Genomic DNA, 15,669 nt, shown 5'->3' on the forward strand with positions numbered 1-15,669 from the left:
GTCGTGGGGACGGGCTACTCGGTGACCTGATCGGGTGTGACGACTTCGGTGATGCCACGGGCCGCGAGGTGTTCCTTGTCGTCGGCGCGGCTCGCGAGAACGGTGGTGGGGCGGGCTCCGTCGGCGGTCAGCCGGGCGAAGGCCTCGAAGACCTGCCCACCCGGTGCGCAGACCGAACGGCGGCCCGGAGTGGTCTCGACCACTAGGGCCGTGGTCCGGGGTGCGGGTGCGTACACACGCCGCTCCTCGATGATCCGCTTGATGGTCCGGCCCGCGGGCTTGACCTGCCTGTCGTTGGTCAACAGGCCGAGGCTGTACTCGAGTTCGGGAAAGTCGGCGAGGTCGCGGCTGACGTCGTGCGAGCACCACCAGGTGACGCCCCAGACGTCGGGGCAGTCGAGGGCGTTCACGACGGTCGCCTCGGTGAACGCGGCCGCGTGCCCGGCCGGGATCAGCGGGGCGGGCGCGCCGACTTCCTGGAGCCACACCGGTCGGTGCGGGTCGTCCGCCCAGGCCTTGGACAGCTCGATGAGGTACGCGGCGTGGTGTTCGGTGGCGACGCCCGTACGGCCGTGGCGCTGGGCCGTGCCGTTGAACACCCAGGAGTGCACGGCGGTGACCGCGCCGAGCCGGGCGGAGTGCTCGGGCGTGAACGGCTGGTCGTCCTGGTACCAGGCGGCGTCGTACGAGGCATGCAGATGGAGCTTGCCGGGCGCGCCCTCCTCGCAGGCGGCGAGCAGCCGCCGGAGCCACGCCCCTGCCTCGTCCGGCGTGATGCGATCGGGGTCGGGATGCGGTCCCGCGGCGAACTGGTTGACCTCGTTGCCGATGGTCATGCCGATGAAGTTCGGCCGGTCGGCGAGCGCGGCGGCGAGCACCCGCAGGTACTCCGCCTCGCCCTCGACCACGTCCGGGTCGGTGAAGATGTTCCGCCGGTGCCAGGTCTGCGTCCACGCGGGCAGGAAGTCGAAGCTCGACAAGTGCCCTTGCAGACCGTCCACGTTGACGTCGAGCCCGCGTTCAGCGGCGGCGTCGGCGAGCGCGACGAGCTGCTCCACGGCGCGTGGGCGGATCAGGGTGCGGTTCGGCTGGAAGTAGGGCCACAGCGGGAAGACACGGATGTGGTCCAGGCCGAGCGCGGCGATCGAGTCCAGGTCGGCGCGTACGGCGTCGAGGTCGAAGTCGAGCCAGTGGTGGAACCACCCTTCGCTCGGGGTGTAGTTGACGCCGAAGCGCATGGCACGAGGCATGCAGAATCCTGATTCATGAGCGGGAACACGGGAGGTCAGCCCTTGACGGCGCCCTCGCCCACTCCCCGGAAGAAGTACCGCTGGAGACAGGCGAAGAGGATGATCAGCGGCGCCACGGCGATGATCGTTCCCGCGGCGACGAGCCGTTCGTCGTTGGCGAAGGTGCCGTGCAGATAGTTGAGGCCGATGGTCAGGGTGAACTTCGACGGATCGCTGAGCACGATGAGCGGCCACAGGAAGTCGTCCCAGGCGCCCATGAAGGCGAAGATCGCGACGACGGCAAGAGTGCCCTTCACCGAGGGCAGCGCGATCCGCAGGAACCGCTGCCAGGCGTTGGCCCCGTCGACGTAGGCGGCCTCCTCGATCTCGTAGGGGAGGTTGAGGAAGGCGTTGCGCATCAGCAGGACGTTCATCGAGCTGATGCAGGCGGGGAGCACCACACCGATCAGCGTGTTGTTCAGGCCGAGTTCCCGCATGGTGGTGAACTGGGCGATGATGATGCTCTCCGCGGGGACCAGCATCGCGAGGATGAAGACGAGCGTGGCCACCCGCCGGCCCCGGTAGCGCATCCGGGCCAGGGCGTAGCCCGCGAGGGCCGAACCGACGCAGTTCGTCACGACGTTGGCGCCCGCGACCTTCAACGAGTTGAAGGCGTAGTCCCAGACGGGGATGGTCTCGGCAACTCGCTGATAGTTGTGGAGAGTCGGGTCGCTCGGCAGGAACTTGGGCGGCGAGGTGTAGATGTCCTCGGTCGGGCCCTTGAGCGAGGTGGACAGCTGCCACACGAAGGGACCGACGGTGAGGGCGAGCACGGCGAGCAACAGCAGGTAGCGCAGGGCGAGTTCCCAGGTTCGTACGCGGCGGCCCTGCTCGTCGGTGACACGGCGGCGGGGCTTGCCCGGTGTCGCCGGCCGCTCGGCCGGACGCACCTTCTCCAGCACGCTCACGCGTCCTCCTTCCGGTCGGCGCGCAGTACGAGCAGCATCAGCGCGACGGTGACGACGAAGACGACGACCGAGATGGCGGAGGCGTAGCCGACGCGGCCGGTCAGACCGGTGCCGGTGCGCTGGACGAGCATGACGAGGGTGGTGTCCTCGCCCGCCGGGCCGCCGTCGGGCCCGGCCATCAGATAGACCTCGGAGAACACCTTGAAGGCGGCCACCGACGACAGCGCCCCGACCAGCACCATCGTGGAGCGGACCGCGGGAACGGTCACCGTGAAGAAGCGGCGCACGGCCCCCGCGCCGTCCACCGACGCGGCCTCGTGCAGCTCGCGCGGCACATTGGCGAGCGCCGCCAGATAAATGATCATGTAGTAGCCGAGGCCCTTCCAGACCGTGACGGCCATGGCGCTGAGCAGAAGCAGCCACTGGTCGCTGAGGAAGCCGACCTTGCCGACACCGATCGTCTCCAACAGCGAGTTCACCAGGCCGCGTTCGTCGAGCAGCCACACCCAGATGAGCCCGACCACGACGATCGACGCGACGACCGGGGTGTAGAAGGCCGACCGGAAGAAGGCGATGCCGGGGATGTTCTTCTGGACCAGCAGGGCGAGCAGCAGCGGCAGCAGGACGAGCGCGGGGACGACCCCGACGACGTACAGCGTGCTGTTGCGCAGCCCGATCCAGAACATGTCGTCGTGCAGCAGCTCCCGGAAGTTGGCCAGGCCCACGAACTCGCCGGGGATCAGGGTCCGGCGGTCGGTGAAGGCGTTCACCAGCGTGGAGACGAACGGGTACAGAATGAACACGCCTACGACCAGGAACCCGGGGGCGGCGAACAGCCAGGGGCTGGTGGGCAGATGGCGCCGCACCCGCGTGCCCCGAGGGCGCACGCCGGGCCGGACTCCGTCGGAGGCGGTGGATGAACTCGCCATGTCTGGTCAGCCCTGCTGTTCGAGCAGCTTGTTGCAAGCCTCGACAGCGTTGTCAAGAGCTTCCTTCGGGCTCTCCTTGCCCTGGAGCGCCTTGGCGACCTCGTTGCGCAGCTCGGTCTTCATCTGGTCGCTGAACAGGACCGGCGTGTAATTCACCGCGTTCTTCAGGGACTTGGCGGCAGCCACCCGCACACGCGTCACGTCGGTCCCGTCCTCCTTGGTGAAGTACGGGTCGTCCAGCGATCCGGCGGTGCTCGGGAAGATCGCGACCTGCTTCGCGAAGGACATCTGGTTCTGCGCGTCGGTGACGAAGTGCGCGAAGGCGACCGCGGCCGGGGTGTGCTTGGTCTGGGAGTTCACCATCACGCCCATCACGTACATGTTCACCTTGCCGGTGCTGGTGATCTGGTCCGTGATGCCGATGTTCTTGTAGAGGTTCGGCGCCTGCTTCTTGAAGTTCTCGAGGTCCAGGGCGCTGCCCGGGTTCATGGCAACGGCCCCGGTGAGGAACTTCTTGCCGGAGGACTCCGGGGTCGCGGTCAGCGCCTGCGAGTCCAGCGCCTTCGCGTCGTACAACTCCTTGTACTTGGTGAGGAGTTCGATCCCCTTGGCGTCGTTGAAGGAGAAGGCGGTGCCCTCCTTGTTCATCAGCTCCACGCCGTAGCGGCCGAAGTCCTCGACGGTCGGCACGTTGGCGAGTGTCGCGACCTTGCCGTCGCTCTTGTCCGCCAACTCCAGGGCGTCGCTGAAGAGTTCGTCGTACGTCGTCGGCGGCTTCGAGGCGTCGAGTCCGGCCTCCTCGAAGAGCGACTTGTTGTAGAAGAGCGGGCCGGTGTTGAGGTACCAGGGGAAGGCGTACGTCCCGGTCATGCCCGGTATCTGGTGGCTGGCCCAGGCGCCCTCCAGGTACTCCTTCTTGTACTTCGAGGCGGCTTTGTCGAGGTCGAGCGCGAGGCCCGCCTTGGCGAGCGGCGCGACGAGGTCCGGCGAGACGTTCACGACGTCGGGCAGGGTGCCGCCGGCCGCATCCGCGCTGATCTTGTCGGCGTAGCCCTCGGCGGGCTGGTCGATCCACTTCACGTGCGTGTCCGGGTACTTCTTCTCGAAGTCGGCGATCACGCCCTCGAAGTACGACTTGAAGTTGGCCTGAAGGTTCCAGGTCTGGAAGGTGATGTCGCCCTCGACCTTGCCGGAGGCGTCCGTGGAGCCGCTCCCTTCGTCACCGGAACCGCACGCGCTCAGCGGCAGGACGAGGGCGATGGCGGCAGCGGCGAGTGCTCTGCGAGGCTTGCGCACGGTGACCGGGCTCCTTTGCAGCGGGTTGGCGAACAGTGCCGGGGCAGACCTTGCAGGCAACTCGCGGGGCGAGTCAATGGATTCGGTCGAACTAAATTCATTAGTCATCCAACATGGCAGGTCAGAGCCGTGCGGCCAGCCTCTTGTCATCGATCACTAATGCGCTTTAGATTGCATCAGCTCAAGCGCATTAGTACACAGCCACAGATGACGCCGGAAGAAGATCTCGAAAGAACTGGGAGCAAGGGTGCCAGCCAAGCGGTCTCCGGCGCGCCGGCCGACGATGAAGGACATCGCCCAGCGCGCCGGAGTCTCCGAGAGCGCCGTCTCCTTCGCGCTCAATGACCGGCCGGGGGTCTCCGAGATCACCCGCGACCGGGTGCGCCGGGTCGCCGAACAGCTCGGCTGGCGGCCGAGTACGGCGGCACGCGCGCTGTCCGGGGAGGGCGCGGCCACGGTCGGCTTCGTGCTGGCCCGGCCCGCGGACACCCTCGGCGTCGACTCCTTCTTCCTCCAGCTCGTCTCCGGGATCCAGGAGGTGCTGGCGGAGCGTCATCTCGGCCTGCTCTTCCAGGTGGTGGAGGACGTGGCCGCCGAGTGCGCGGTCTACCGGCGCTGGTGGGCCGAGCACCGCGTGGACGGAGTGCTCGTCGTCGACCCGCGTGTCGACGATCCGCGTCCGGACCTGCTCGACGAGCTGGGCCTGCCCGCTGTGGTCATCGGCGGCGTACCCGACGCCCGGCACCCCGGGCTCTCCATCGTCTGGGCCGACGACGCGGCCGCGATGGCCGCGCTCGTGGACGAGCTGTACGCGCTCGGCCACCGCCGGATCGTGCACATCGCGGGCCTTCCCGGGCTCGCCCACACCGAGCGCCGGATCCGGACACTGCGCGCCGAGGCCGAGCGTCGGGGACTGGCGGAGGTGCGCTCCGTGCCCACGGACTACTCGGACGCGGAGAGCGCGGCCGCCACCCGCCGCGTCCTTGAGGGCGCCACCCCGCCGACCGCGCTGGTCTACGACAACGACGTGATGGCCGTCGCCGGAGTCGCCGCCGCCACCGAACTGGGCTTCTCCGTGCCGGGCGACGTCTCGGTGGTGGCCTGGGAGGACTCCGCGCTGTGCCGCATGGTCAAGCCGTGGCTGTCCGCGCTCTCCCGGGACACCGTCGAGTTCGGACGCACGGCCGCACAGGAGCTGACCGCTCTCCTTGACGGCGGTCCGGCCCGGACGGTGCAGGTGCCGGTGCCGCGGCTGATCGAGCGGGACAGTACAGGGCCCCGCGGGGCATGAAGGGGGTGGACGTCACGTACGACGCCCACCCCGCCCACAGGACTCAGCTCTGCCAGGCCACCTTGAACACCCACACGTGCTGCCCTGCCTTGCGGGCGGCCTCCGGTACGTCGATCACCAGCGAACCGTTGCTCACCGACCAGGTCAGAGGCCGGTGGTAGCCGAGCATGGTGACCTTGTCGCCGCTGCGGATCGGTACCGGCGCCTGGACCGTCAGCTTGCTGCTGGGCGCGGTGAGCGAGTGGATGTAGAAGGCCTTGTTCTGCTTGACCGTGAAGCGCAGGTCCTCGCCGAGCTCCGCCATCCGCGACCAGTACGTCGTGTCGTAGATCGCCTCGCCGTTGGTCTTCAGCCACCGGCCGGTCTCGCGCAGCCGGGTCTCCATGATCTCCGGGATGGTGCCGTCGGCGCGCGGGCCGATGTCGAGGAGGAAGTTGCCGTTCTTCGAGACGATGTCGACGAGGCTGTGCACGACCTCCTCCGTGGTCATGTAGGCCTCGTCGGGAGTCGCCTTGTTGTAGCCGTAGCTGCGCGGGTCGAGACCGCGGCTGGACTCCCACTTGGCGACGACGGTGTTGTCGTACGTCGTGTACTCGGGGGTCGTGAAGTCGTGGAAGCCGATCCCCGAGCGGTCGTTGACCGTCACCTCGTACGGCTTGCTCCTGTTCTTGCCGTGGTTGAAGTACTCGGCGAGTACCTCGATGCTGTCGTTCGCGCCACCGATGTCGCACCAGATCAGGGCCGGATCGTAGCCGTGGATCAGTTCCAGCATCTGCGGGGCCTGATAGTCCTTCACATAGTCCTTGCCCGCGGTGTATCCGGTGTAGGGAAGCGGCTCCAGGGTGTACGGGTTGCGCGGGGCGTGGCCCATCCACGGGTTGTCCGGGTTGAACCACTCGGGCATCGAGAAGTACAGGCCGCGTTTGAGCTCCGGCGTGAACTGCTTGGAGGCGTCGAAGAGTTCGCGGATCAGATCGCGCTTCGGCCCCATCTTCACGGAGTTGCGGTCGGCGAACTTGGTGTCCCACAGCGCGAAGCCCTCATGGTGTTTCGAGGTCAGCACGTGGTACTCCGCGCCCGCGTCGCGGAACAGCTCCACCCAGGCCCGCGGATTGAACTTCCCCGCCGTGAACATCGGGATGAAGTCGTCGTACGCGAAGCCCTCGCCGTACGTCTCCCGGTGATAGGCGTACACCTCGTTGTCGGGGCTCTCCATGTGGTTCCAGTACCACTCGGCGTACTGCTTGCCGACCGGCGACCAGGCGGGCACCGAGTAGACACCCCAGTGGATGAAGATGCCGAACTTGGCGCGGTGGAACCAGTACGGCGCCTGATGACCCGTCAGTGAAGCTTCGGTGGTCTGGTAGTCGGGAACACCGAGGGTCAACTCGCGACTGCTCACGCCGACTTGCTCACCGCGCCCGCTGACGACCACCTTGCCGTCCTGCGCCGTTCCGGGTGCCGTGCCCACACGGTTGCGGATGCCGACACGGACGCGCGCCTGCTCACCGGGGTCCAGCCGCGTCACCCGCGCGGGTTCGACGGTGCGGGCGCCCGGCACGTCGACGCCGACCGAGACGCGGTCACCGGCGAGGACGGCGACCGTGCCGGCGTTGACCACGGTGGCCTCCACACTCTGGGCCCCGCTCGACTCCAGGAGGGAGAAGGTGGAGTGCGCGTCACGCAGGGCCAACGCCCGTCCCTGGGCCGCCGGTTGAAGGGAGAGGGCGAAGACGTGCAGGGACGCCTTGTTCTCCTCGGCGGGGTTGGTGGTGGGCAGGGTGAGGGCGACAGCCTCGCGCACCGGGTCGATCCAGACCTCGGCCACGCCGATGCCGACGCGGTGCTCGTCCTTGCTGCCGTCAGGCGTGTAGCGGTACGCGGCCGACAGCGAGCCTCCCGCCGAGTACCAGTCCGAACCGCCGAGGCCCGCGGTCGTCGTGGAGCCGTCCGCGTAGTGCACGGTGGCCTTGCCCGACGGATTGCCGTAGCTGCCCGCCGTGAGGAACAGGGCGGACAGGTAGCTCCCCTTGGGCAGTTCGATGCGCTGGCCGAGGGCGACCACGTTGTTCTTGGCGCCCGCCTCGGCGGACGGGAAGACGAAGGCGATGCCGTCCACCTCGACCGGGCCCGCCGGGAGTTCCTCACCGGGGAAGGTGTAGCCCGAGCCGTCGAAGTTCCCGCCACGGGCGGCGGCAGTGTCGATGGCATCGTTGTCGAAGTAGGCGTCGAGCGGCACGGGTATCGGGTCGGGGACGGGCACCCAGTCGCTCTGTCGCTCGTCCACCGTCAGCGCAGCGGCCGTGCCCGCGAGCGGAAGAGTGGCGGCTGCGGCGACCACGGCCGCGGCTCCCAGCACCTGACGTCTTGGATACGTACTCATGGGGCGGCTCCCAATCATCGGATGTCTGATGATCGAGCTGCCACCAAACCCTGTCAATGGGGCGCGCAGCGAAGGAAGTTGAGCGAGTGATCGGATGATCTCCCGTGTCGGCGAGGGTACCGGCCGCCGCCTGTGCGAAGTCCCGGAACACCGCCCCGGAGTTCCGGGGCCGCCGGCTCTCGACGTGACACCCCACCCCCGGGCAGAGTGCACCTCGTACTACTCACCAGTACACAAAGGAGCACCCGTGACCACCTGGGTCGGCCGGACCGCCGCCGAGATCGCCGCAGCCGTACGGGAGAAGCGGGTCACGCCCCGCGAGGTGGTGGCCGAACACCTCGCCCGGATCGAGCTGCTCGACGCCCGCGTCGGCGCCTTCCGGGCGCTGCGGGCGGAGGCGGCCCTCGCCGAGGCCGACGAGCTGGCCACGCGTGATCTCAGTGGGCTCCCTCTCGCGGGTGTGCCCGTGGCCGTCAAGGACAACCTCCCTGTACGCGGCGAGTCCAACCGCAACGGAACCGCCGCCTCCTCCGACACTCCCGCCGACCACGACCATGTCACCGTGGCCCGGCTGCGCGCGGCGGGCGCGGTAGTCGTGGGTCTGACAAACGTGCCCGAGCTCTGTGTCTTCGGTACCACCGACGGAGTGCACGGCATCGCCCGCAACCCGTGGGACACCTCGCGCACGGCCGGCGGCTCCTCCGGCGGCAGCGCAGCCGCGGTGGCCGCCGGGATGGTGCCGATCGCGCTCGGCAACGACGGGATGGGCTCGCTGCGCATCCCGGCCGCCAACTGCGGTCTTGTCGGGCTGAAGCCGGGCCATGGCACGGTCCCGGCCGGCATCGGTCACGGCGACTGGTTCGGCATGTCGGAGAACGGGCCGCTCGCGACGACCGTCGAGGACGCGCGCCTGATGTTCGCGGTACTGGCCGACACGAAGGCTGTACGTCCGTCGGGGACGGAAGCCCGCAAAGTGGCCGTCTCCGTACGCAGCCCTCTGGTCGGCGTACGGGTGACCCGTCCGTATACGGCCGCGGCCCGTGAGGCGGCAGAGCTGCTGGCCGGGGCAGGTCACCAGGTGCGGCGCGCCGACCCGCCGTACCCCCTCTGGCTGAGCACGACCTCGCTCGCGCACTGGACGGCGGGCACCGCCGTGGACGCCGAGGACCTCGACCCGCGCCTGCTCGCCCGGCGCACTCGCGTGCACGCCGCCTTGGGCCGCCGCTTCGTGAAGGGCGTTCGCGAAGGTGACCGTCGCGAGCAGCTGCGCAGGCGTCTGGAGCCGTTCTTCGCCGAGCACGACGTGCTGATCACGCCGGCGCTGGCCCGGCGGGGTCCCGCCGCGGCCGCCTGGCACAAGCGTGGCTGGCTGCGCAATCTGCTGGTCAACACGAACTACTCGCCGCTGACTCCGCCGTGGAACCTCACCGGCTGGCCCGCGATGTCGGTGCCGTTCGGCACGCTGGCGGGCGGTGCCCCCTGCGCCGTACAACTTGTCGGCCGTCCCGGTTCCGAGCTCGATCTCCTCGCCCTGGCCGGTCAGTTGGAGGAACTGCACCCGTGGCGGCGTACGGCGTCGTTGGATTGAGTCACAGCGCCCGGTACATGATGTGCAGCCCCACCCGTCCGTGCCGGGGGTGCTCGTACGCGTCCGGCACGGTTCCCAGGATGGTGAAGCCGAGCGAAGTCCACAGTCCGACGGCCGGGTTGGTCTCCACGACGGCGTTGAACACCATGCCTCGGTAGCCGTCGGCCTTCGCCGTGGCGAGGACGTGCCCGGCGAGTGCGCGGCCGATGCCCCGCCCGCCGTGCTCGGGGTCGACCATGAATCCGGCGTTGGCGATCCGGTCGGCGGGGCCGCCGTAGTTGGGGGTGACGAAGGCCGAGCCGACGACGGCTCCGGTGGCGTCCTCGGCGACGTACACGCTCTTGCCCGGCGCCATCCACAGGGCGCGGGCCGCGTCCTCGGAGGTGTCCGGGTCCCAGGTGTAGGTCTCTCCGGCGGCGACGATCCGGTGCCAGAAAGGCCAGATCCGCGGCCAGTCGTCGGCCGCGGCTTCTCTGATCAGCATGGGCGTGAGTCTGGCACGCCCATGCTGTCAGGGTTCGCGATGGGTCCTGCCGGGGGGATCGCGATGGGTTCTGCCAGGGTCAGTCGACGCTGGGCAGGATGTGCGGCTCGGCGAGGTCGTCCTCGTAGCCCGCCAGGCGGATCGGGGCCGACCTGGCCCACACGTCGAGGCTGCCGAGCTTCTTCTCGGGCCGACGGCCCGCGCCCTCCGTGAGTTCACTGGGGCGTTGATCGCGATTCTTCTCCGGTGTCACCGCGCACTCCTTATGTGTCGGGTCACCCTTGGGACGCACAAGGCCAGTCAACTGCCGGTCGCCTGACGTCCACTCGGGTCTGAGTCGAAGGCAGTTAGGGACGCGGTGGCGCCGGTAACTCGTGTGAGAGCAGGCCGTGATGACCGGCTTGTCCCGTGACGGACTGTGGGTGTGGGTGGAACCCCGTGTCGCTGTCCGTCCGGTACAGAGTAACCAAATGAGCGGGGGTCCGCTCGATGGGGCTGAAAAATCGAGGTAACTGTCTCGCGTCAATCAGCATCCACCAGGCCCCGATCTGCGGCGATTTGAAACATTACGCCCTCTTTACCGCCACCCATTCGGCTCAATACCGACTGTGGGCAGAGGCCTGCCGGAGGCCATCACGGTCACGGCTGAACACGGTGCGCAGTTCAGATCCCGTTGGCCGATTCGCAAGAACGCCATGATCTGCTGATTCTCGGCAACGGCCTTTCTCGCGGGAGGACTGAAGCATGGAGCTGCGCAGCGTCGAGGAGCTGATGGATCTGCTGCATGCCTGCCGGGGGGCCTGGGACACCCCGGACCTCCCCCACTCTCGGCTTCGCTCGAGCGGGGGGACCCCCATCGCCGACCCGGTCGACCTGCACGATCACGCCCTGCAGACCGCCGCGCTGCTGCGCCGCGGGCATCCCGCCGACAAGGAACTCCAGGTGGCGGGCCTGGTGCACGACATCGGACACCTACTCAGGCCGGGCGACGACGCCGGTCACGCCGACCACGCCGCCGACGCGGTACGGCCGCTTCTCGGCGAACGTGTCTCCCACCTCGTACGACTGCATGTGCCGGCGAAGCGCTATCTGGCCACGGCCTCGCCGGGCCGCGGGCTGTCCGCGCAGAGTTCGCTGACCCTCACCGTGCAGGGCGGTGCGATGACGCCTCGGGAGGCAGCCGCGTTCGAGCGCGATCCGTTCGCCGAGGACGCGGTCACGCTGCGGCAGGCGGACGACGCGGGCAAGGTGGTCGGCCTCGACGCCGGGGTCCTGGAGGACTGGCGTACGGTGCTGGAGCTTGTGGCGGCCCAGCACTCACGGCAGGGGGCGGGGTATCGGCCCACGGGTCGGGGCTGGTGACCGGCTGAGGCCTGTGACGGCCGACTGACCGTCGGCTGAGGGCTGTTGGCTGACGGCCCGTCATGAGACCGTACGCGGATGATGTCGCCGTACGGTCTTGAGGGCAGGGCCGCCATCGTCACCGGGGCATCGCGCGGGATCGGACTTGCCGTCGCGGAGGCGCTCGCCGGAGCGGGGGCGCGGGTGTGCGTGACCGCTCGGGATCCGGACGCGGTGGCCCTGGCCGCCGAACGGCTCGGGGGTATCGGGCTCGCGGGTTCGGTCGCCGACCCCGTGCATCTGCGGGAGCTGACCGAGCTGACGCTGCGGGAGTTCGGGCGGATCGACGTCGTGGTGAACAACGCGGCGACCAACGAGCCGTACGGCCCCCTCATGGACGCCGATCCGGACCGCTGGCGGAAGGCGTTCGAGGTCAATGTCGGGGCGCCGCTGCGGCTGGTGCAGTGCGCCTGGCGGGCGTGGATGTGCGAGCACGGCGGCACGGTCGTGAACGTCTGCACCGAGGGCGCGGGGCACGTCGGCCCCAACGTGGGGGCGTACGGCACCAGCAAGGCCGCCCTGCTGCACCTCACCCAGCAGTTGGCGGGCGAGCTGGCCCCCAAGGTGCGGGTCAACTCCGTCTCCCCCGGTCTCGTCCGTACCGAGATGGCCCGCTTCGTGTGGGAGCACGCCGAGGACGAGCTGGGGGCCGGCCTTCCGCTGGGCCGTATCGGGCGGCCCGAGGACATCGCGAGGGCGGTGACCTGGCTGGCCTCGGACGCGGCCGGCTGGATCACCGGTGCCGATCTGCTGGTCGACGGAGGGACCCGGGTCAGGGCCGCGTACACCGGCGCCCCCGACAGCCTGGCGGTGCAGGAGCGGCTGCGGACACGGGCACCCGGTGTCCAGGGGCCCTCCGCTCCGGCAGGTCCCCCCGGCTCGGCAGGACAATGACCGCGACCGCGCGTTGAATGGTGAACATGGGTGTTCGGCGACAGGCGAGAACCCAGAAAAGGACGGCGCTGATCGCAGCAGCCGTGGCCTCCCTGCTCTCCGCGAGCTATGCGGCCTCCGGTTCGGCCGCGGCAGCGGCTCCGCCGCCTCAGCCACCCCCGCAGCTCACACAGGCGAAGGTGGACGACGCCGTCGCCACGCTAGACCGCGTCATCCAGGACGGCATGAAGAAGACCGGGGTCCCCGGCGTCGCCGTGGCCGTCGTCTACAAGGATCAGGTCGTCTACGTGAAGGGCTTCGGCGACCGTGAGGTCGGGCAGTCCGGAGCCGTCGACCCGGACACCGTCTTCGAGCTGGCGTCGCTGTCCAAGCCGCTGGCCTCGACCGTGGTCGCGGGCGCCGTCGGCGACAAGACGATCGGCTGGGACGACCCGGTGGCCGGAGAGCTGCCGCGCTTCGCGCTCAAGGACCCCTGGGTCACCGAGCACGTCACGGTCGCCGACCTCTTCTCGCACCGCAGCGGCCTGCCCGACCACTCCGGAGACCTCCTCGAAGACCTCGGCTACGACCGGACGTACATCCTGGAGCATCTGAAGTACGAGCCGCTCTCGCCGTTCCGCGCCAGTTACGCGTACACCAACTTCGGAGTCACCGCCGCGGGCGAGGCGGTCGCGAACGCGAACGACACCACCTGGGAGAAGCTCTCCGAGGAAACGCTCTACGGCCCGGCCGGCATGAACTCCACCAGTTCCCTCTTCAGCGACTACGACCAGGCCAAGGACAAGGCAGTCACCCATGTGAAGGCCGCGGACGGCTCCTGGGACGCCAAGTACGTCCGTGACGCCGACGCCCAGTCGCCCGCGGGCGGTGCGAGTTCCACGGCCCGTGACATGGCCACCTGGATGCGGCTGCAACTCGCGAACGGCAAGCTCGGCGGCGAGCAGATCATCCCCGCCGACCCGCTGGAGCGCACCCACCTCCCCGAGATCGTCAGCAACCCCCCGCATGCCCCGGCGGGCCGCACCGGCTTCTACGGCCTCGGCTGGAACGTCAGTTACGACGACCAGGGCCGGCTGCGCCTGAGCCACTCCGGCGCCTTCGCACTCGGCGCGAACACCAACGTGTCGTTGCTGCCCGGCGAGGAGCTCGGCATCACGGTGCTCACCAACGGAGAGCCCGTGGGGCTGGCCGACTCGGTCGCGCTCGACTTCTTCGACACCGCCCAGTACGGCAAGCCCACGGCCGACTGGCTCTCCCTGGCCGCACAGGTGTACCAGCAGGGAGAGGAGGCGGGCCGCTCCCCCACCGACTACACCAAGCCCCCCGAGGACGCGGCCGACGCCCAGCCCGACGACACGTACACGGGCACCTACGACAACGACTTCTACGGACCGCTCACCGTCACGGCCGCGAAGAACGGTGAACTGACCATGAGCCTCGGTCCGAAACCGATGACCTTCCGGCTCACGCACTTCGACGGCGACACGTTCAGCTTCGAAACGGTCGGCGAGAACGCGACCGGCCTGTCCGGCGTCACCTTCAACACCGACTCGGACGGCGCGAAGGCGGGGAAGGTGACCATCGAGGCCTTCGACGAGAACGGCCTGGGCACCTTCACCCGCTCCTAGAGCCTGTCCTGCCGTCTACCACTTGCCGGGCGCGTAGTCCTTCATGAACACCCCGTACAGGTCCTCGCCCTGCTCACCGCGGACGATCGGGTCGTACACGCGGGCCGCGCCGTCGATGAGGTCGAGCGGGGCGTGGAAGCCCGCGTCGGCGAGGCGCATCTTGTCGGGGTGCGGGCGTTCGTCGGTGATCCAGCCGGTGTCGACGGCGGTCATCAGGATGCGGTCCTTCTCGAACATCTCCTGGGCGCTGGTGCGCGTGAGCATGTTCAGGGCGGCCTTGGCCATGTTGGTGTGCGGGTGTCCCGCGCCCTTGTAGCCGCGGTTGAAGACGCCCTCCATCGCGGAGACGTTCACGATGTAAGTGCGGTTGGCGTCGGCCGCGGACATCGCCGAGCGCAGGCGGCTGATGAGGATGAACGGCGCGGTGGAGTTGCAGAGCTGGACCTCGAGGAGCTCGACCGGCGTGACCTCCTCGACGGACTGGATCCAGCTGTTGGTGTCGTGCAGGTCGGGAACCAGCCCGCCCGCGTCGATCGCCGTACCGGCCGCGATCCGCTCCAGGGACGCCGAGCCGGACACCAGCGCGAGGTCGGTGACCTCCTTCGCGGTCAGCGCGCCGCCCCCGGCGACCGGGAGCGCGGCCACGGCGCCCGAGCCGAAGGTGCCGATCACCTCGGCGGGCGGCAGCTCACCGGTGGGCAGCGGGCCCGATTCGGCGGCGAGCAGTTCGCTGTAGGCGCCCGGCGAGCGGCGTACGGTCTGGGCCGCGTTGTTGATCAGGATGTCGAGCGGGTCCTCGGCGGCCACGGACTCGGCGAGCGCGACGACCTGGGCGGGGTCGCGCAGGTCGATGCCGACGATCTTCAGTCGGCCGATCCACTCGTCGCTGTCGGGCATGGCCTTGAAGCGGCGGATCGCGTCGTTCGGGAAGCGCGTGGTGATCGTGGTGTGCGCGCCGTCCCGCAGCAGCCGCAGCGCGATGTACATGCCGATCTTGGCGCGGCCGCCGGTGAGCAGCGCGCGCTTGCCGCTGAGGTCGGTACGGGCGTCGCGGCGGGTGCGGTTCTCGGCCGCGCACTCCTGGCAGAGCTGGTGGTAGAAGTAGTCGACCTCGACGTACCGCTTCTTGCAGATGTAGCAGGAGCGCGGGCGCTGGAGTATCCCCGCGATCTCGCCGGCGTCGGTCACGGAGGAGGGCAGGATGCCTTCCGTCTCGTCGTCGATGCGCTGGGCGGAGCCGGTGGCCGTGGACTCCGTGACCGCCTTGTCGTGGGCGGTCTTGGCGGCGCGGCGGTCCTGACGGCGGCGCTGCTTGACCGTCCGGTAGACGCCCGCCGTGGCGCGGCGCACGGCGATGGCGTCGGGGTGGTCGACGTCGATCTTGTCGAGCTCGTCGAGCACGCTGAGGCAGACGGCCAGCCGCTCCGGGTCGATGCCGGGCCCCTGCGACGCCTCCGCGACCTCTGCCGTGTACCCGGCGGGGGTCGCCTGGCTGTCCTCTGTCACCGTCATCGCCGTTGCCGTTCCTCGGGTTCCGCGCCGCGCTCGAACCGCGCTCGCTTTCGAAGGCGGAATTTT

Annotated in this window: 13 protein-coding genes; 5 read left to right on the forward strand and 8 right to left on the reverse strand. The window is 69.2% G+C overall.

The features are described from left to right. Positions 1-14 precede the first annotated feature (14 nt). From OG266_RS04860 to OG266_RS04875, 4 genes are read right to left on the reverse strand one after another with little or no spacing between them, the layout of a single operon-like run. Positions 15-1,250, reverse strand: coding sequence for a glycosyl hydrolase (locus OG266_RS04860; RefSeq protein WP_371543113.1), 1,236 nt, complete (start codon positions 1,248-1,250; stop codon positions 15-17). A 35-nt stretch (positions 1,251-1,285) separates the two neighbouring features. Next, a complete protein-coding gene (locus OG266_RS04865) occupies positions 1,286-2,197 on the reverse strand; it encodes a carbohydrate ABC transporter permease (protein ID WP_371543115.1) in 912 nt (303 codons plus the stop codon). Beyond that, entirely contained in the window at positions 2,194-3,126 is a 933-nt protein-coding gene (locus OG266_RS04870; RefSeq protein WP_371543118.1) for a carbohydrate ABC transporter permease, read from the reverse strand. The genes OG266_RS04865 and OG266_RS04870 overlap by 4 nt, the downstream gene beginning before the upstream one ends. A gap of 6 nt (positions 3,127-3,132) precedes the next feature. Next, positions 3,133-4,422 carry an ABC transporter substrate-binding protein gene (locus OG266_RS04875; RefSeq protein WP_371543121.1) on the reverse strand — a complete coding sequence of 430 codons (1,290 nt, stop codon included), beginning with the start codon at positions 4,420-4,422 and terminating at the stop codon, positions 3,133-3,135. A 247-nt stretch (positions 4,423-4,669) separates the two neighbouring features. On the opposite strand from OG266_RS04875, the gene OG266_RS04880 reads away from it, so the two are divergent. Then, entirely contained in the window at positions 4,670-5,713 is a 1,044-nt protein-coding gene (locus OG266_RS04880; RefSeq protein ID WP_266472417.1) for a LacI family DNA-binding transcriptional regulator, read from the forward strand. A 43-nt stretch (positions 5,714-5,756) separates the two neighbouring features. Here the strand turns inward: OG266_RS04880 and OG266_RS04885 are convergent, their stop codons facing one another. Beyond that, positions 5,757-8,096, reverse strand: a complete 2,340-nt coding sequence (locus OG266_RS04885; protein ID WP_371543123.1) for an alpha-L-fucosidase — start codon at positions 8,094-8,096, stop codon at positions 5,757-5,759. Positions 8,097-8,343: 247 nt separating this feature from the next. On the opposite strand from OG266_RS04885, the gene OG266_RS04890 reads away from it, so the two are divergent. Beyond that, positions 8,344-9,684: an amidase gene (locus OG266_RS04890; protein WP_371543125.1), complete on the forward strand. Its 1,341-nt coding sequence runs from the start codon at positions 8,344-8,346 to the stop codon at positions 9,682-9,684. Between the two features lies 1 nt (position 9,685). On the opposite strand, the gene OG266_RS04895 is transcribed toward OG266_RS04890, so the two are convergent. Together OG266_RS04895 and OG266_RS04900 are read right to left on the reverse strand one after the other, a co-directional pair. Then, entirely contained in the window at positions 9,686-10,168 is a 483-nt protein-coding gene (locus OG266_RS04895) for a GNAT family N-acetyltransferase (protein ID WP_266472424.1), read from the reverse strand. A 79-nt stretch (positions 10,169-10,247) separates the two neighbouring features. Then, complete coding sequence (locus tag OG266_RS04900; protein WP_266472427.1) at positions 10,248-10,421, reverse strand: hypothetical protein; 174 nt, start codon at positions 10,419-10,421, stop codon at positions 10,248-10,250. A gap of 491 nt (positions 10,422-10,912) precedes the next feature. Here OG266_RS04900 and OG266_RS04905 point away from each other — a divergent pair, with 491 nt between their 5' ends. The 3 genes from OG266_RS04905 (at position 10,913) to OG266_RS04915 (ending at position 14,091) form a co-directional block, all read left to right on the forward strand. Beyond that, on the forward strand, positions 10,913-11,530 hold the full coding sequence (locus tag OG266_RS04905) for an HD domain-containing protein (RefSeq protein ID WP_371543130.1): 618 nt from the start codon (positions 10,913-10,915) through the stop codon (positions 11,528-11,530). A gap of 78 nt (positions 11,531-11,608) precedes the next feature. Further along, on the forward strand, positions 11,609-12,463 hold the full coding sequence (locus OG266_RS04910; protein ID WP_266472432.1) for an SDR family oxidoreductase: 855 nt from the start codon (positions 11,609-11,611) through the stop codon (positions 12,461-12,463). Positions 12,464-12,489: 26 nt separating this feature from the next. Continuing rightward, positions 12,490-14,091 carry a serine hydrolase gene (locus tag OG266_RS04915; RefSeq protein ID WP_371543133.1) on the forward strand — a complete coding sequence of 534 codons (1,602 nt, stop codon included), beginning with the start codon at positions 12,490-12,492 and terminating at the stop codon, positions 14,089-14,091. A 15-nt stretch (positions 14,092-14,106) separates the two neighbouring features. Here the strand turns inward: OG266_RS04915 and OG266_RS04920 are convergent, their stop codons facing one another. Further along, positions 14,107-15,603 (reverse strand): SDR family NAD(P)-dependent oxidoreductase, encoded by a 1,497-nt coding sequence (locus tag OG266_RS04920; protein ID WP_371543136.1) that lies wholly within the window; start codon positions 15,601-15,603, stop codon positions 14,107-14,109. Positions 15,604-15,669: the final 66 nt, after the last annotated feature.

The organism is Streptomyces sp. NBC_00554, from assembly GCF_041431135.1.
Classification (GTDB): domain Bacteria; phylum Actinomycetota; class Actinomycetes; order Streptomycetales; family Streptomycetaceae; genus Streptomyces.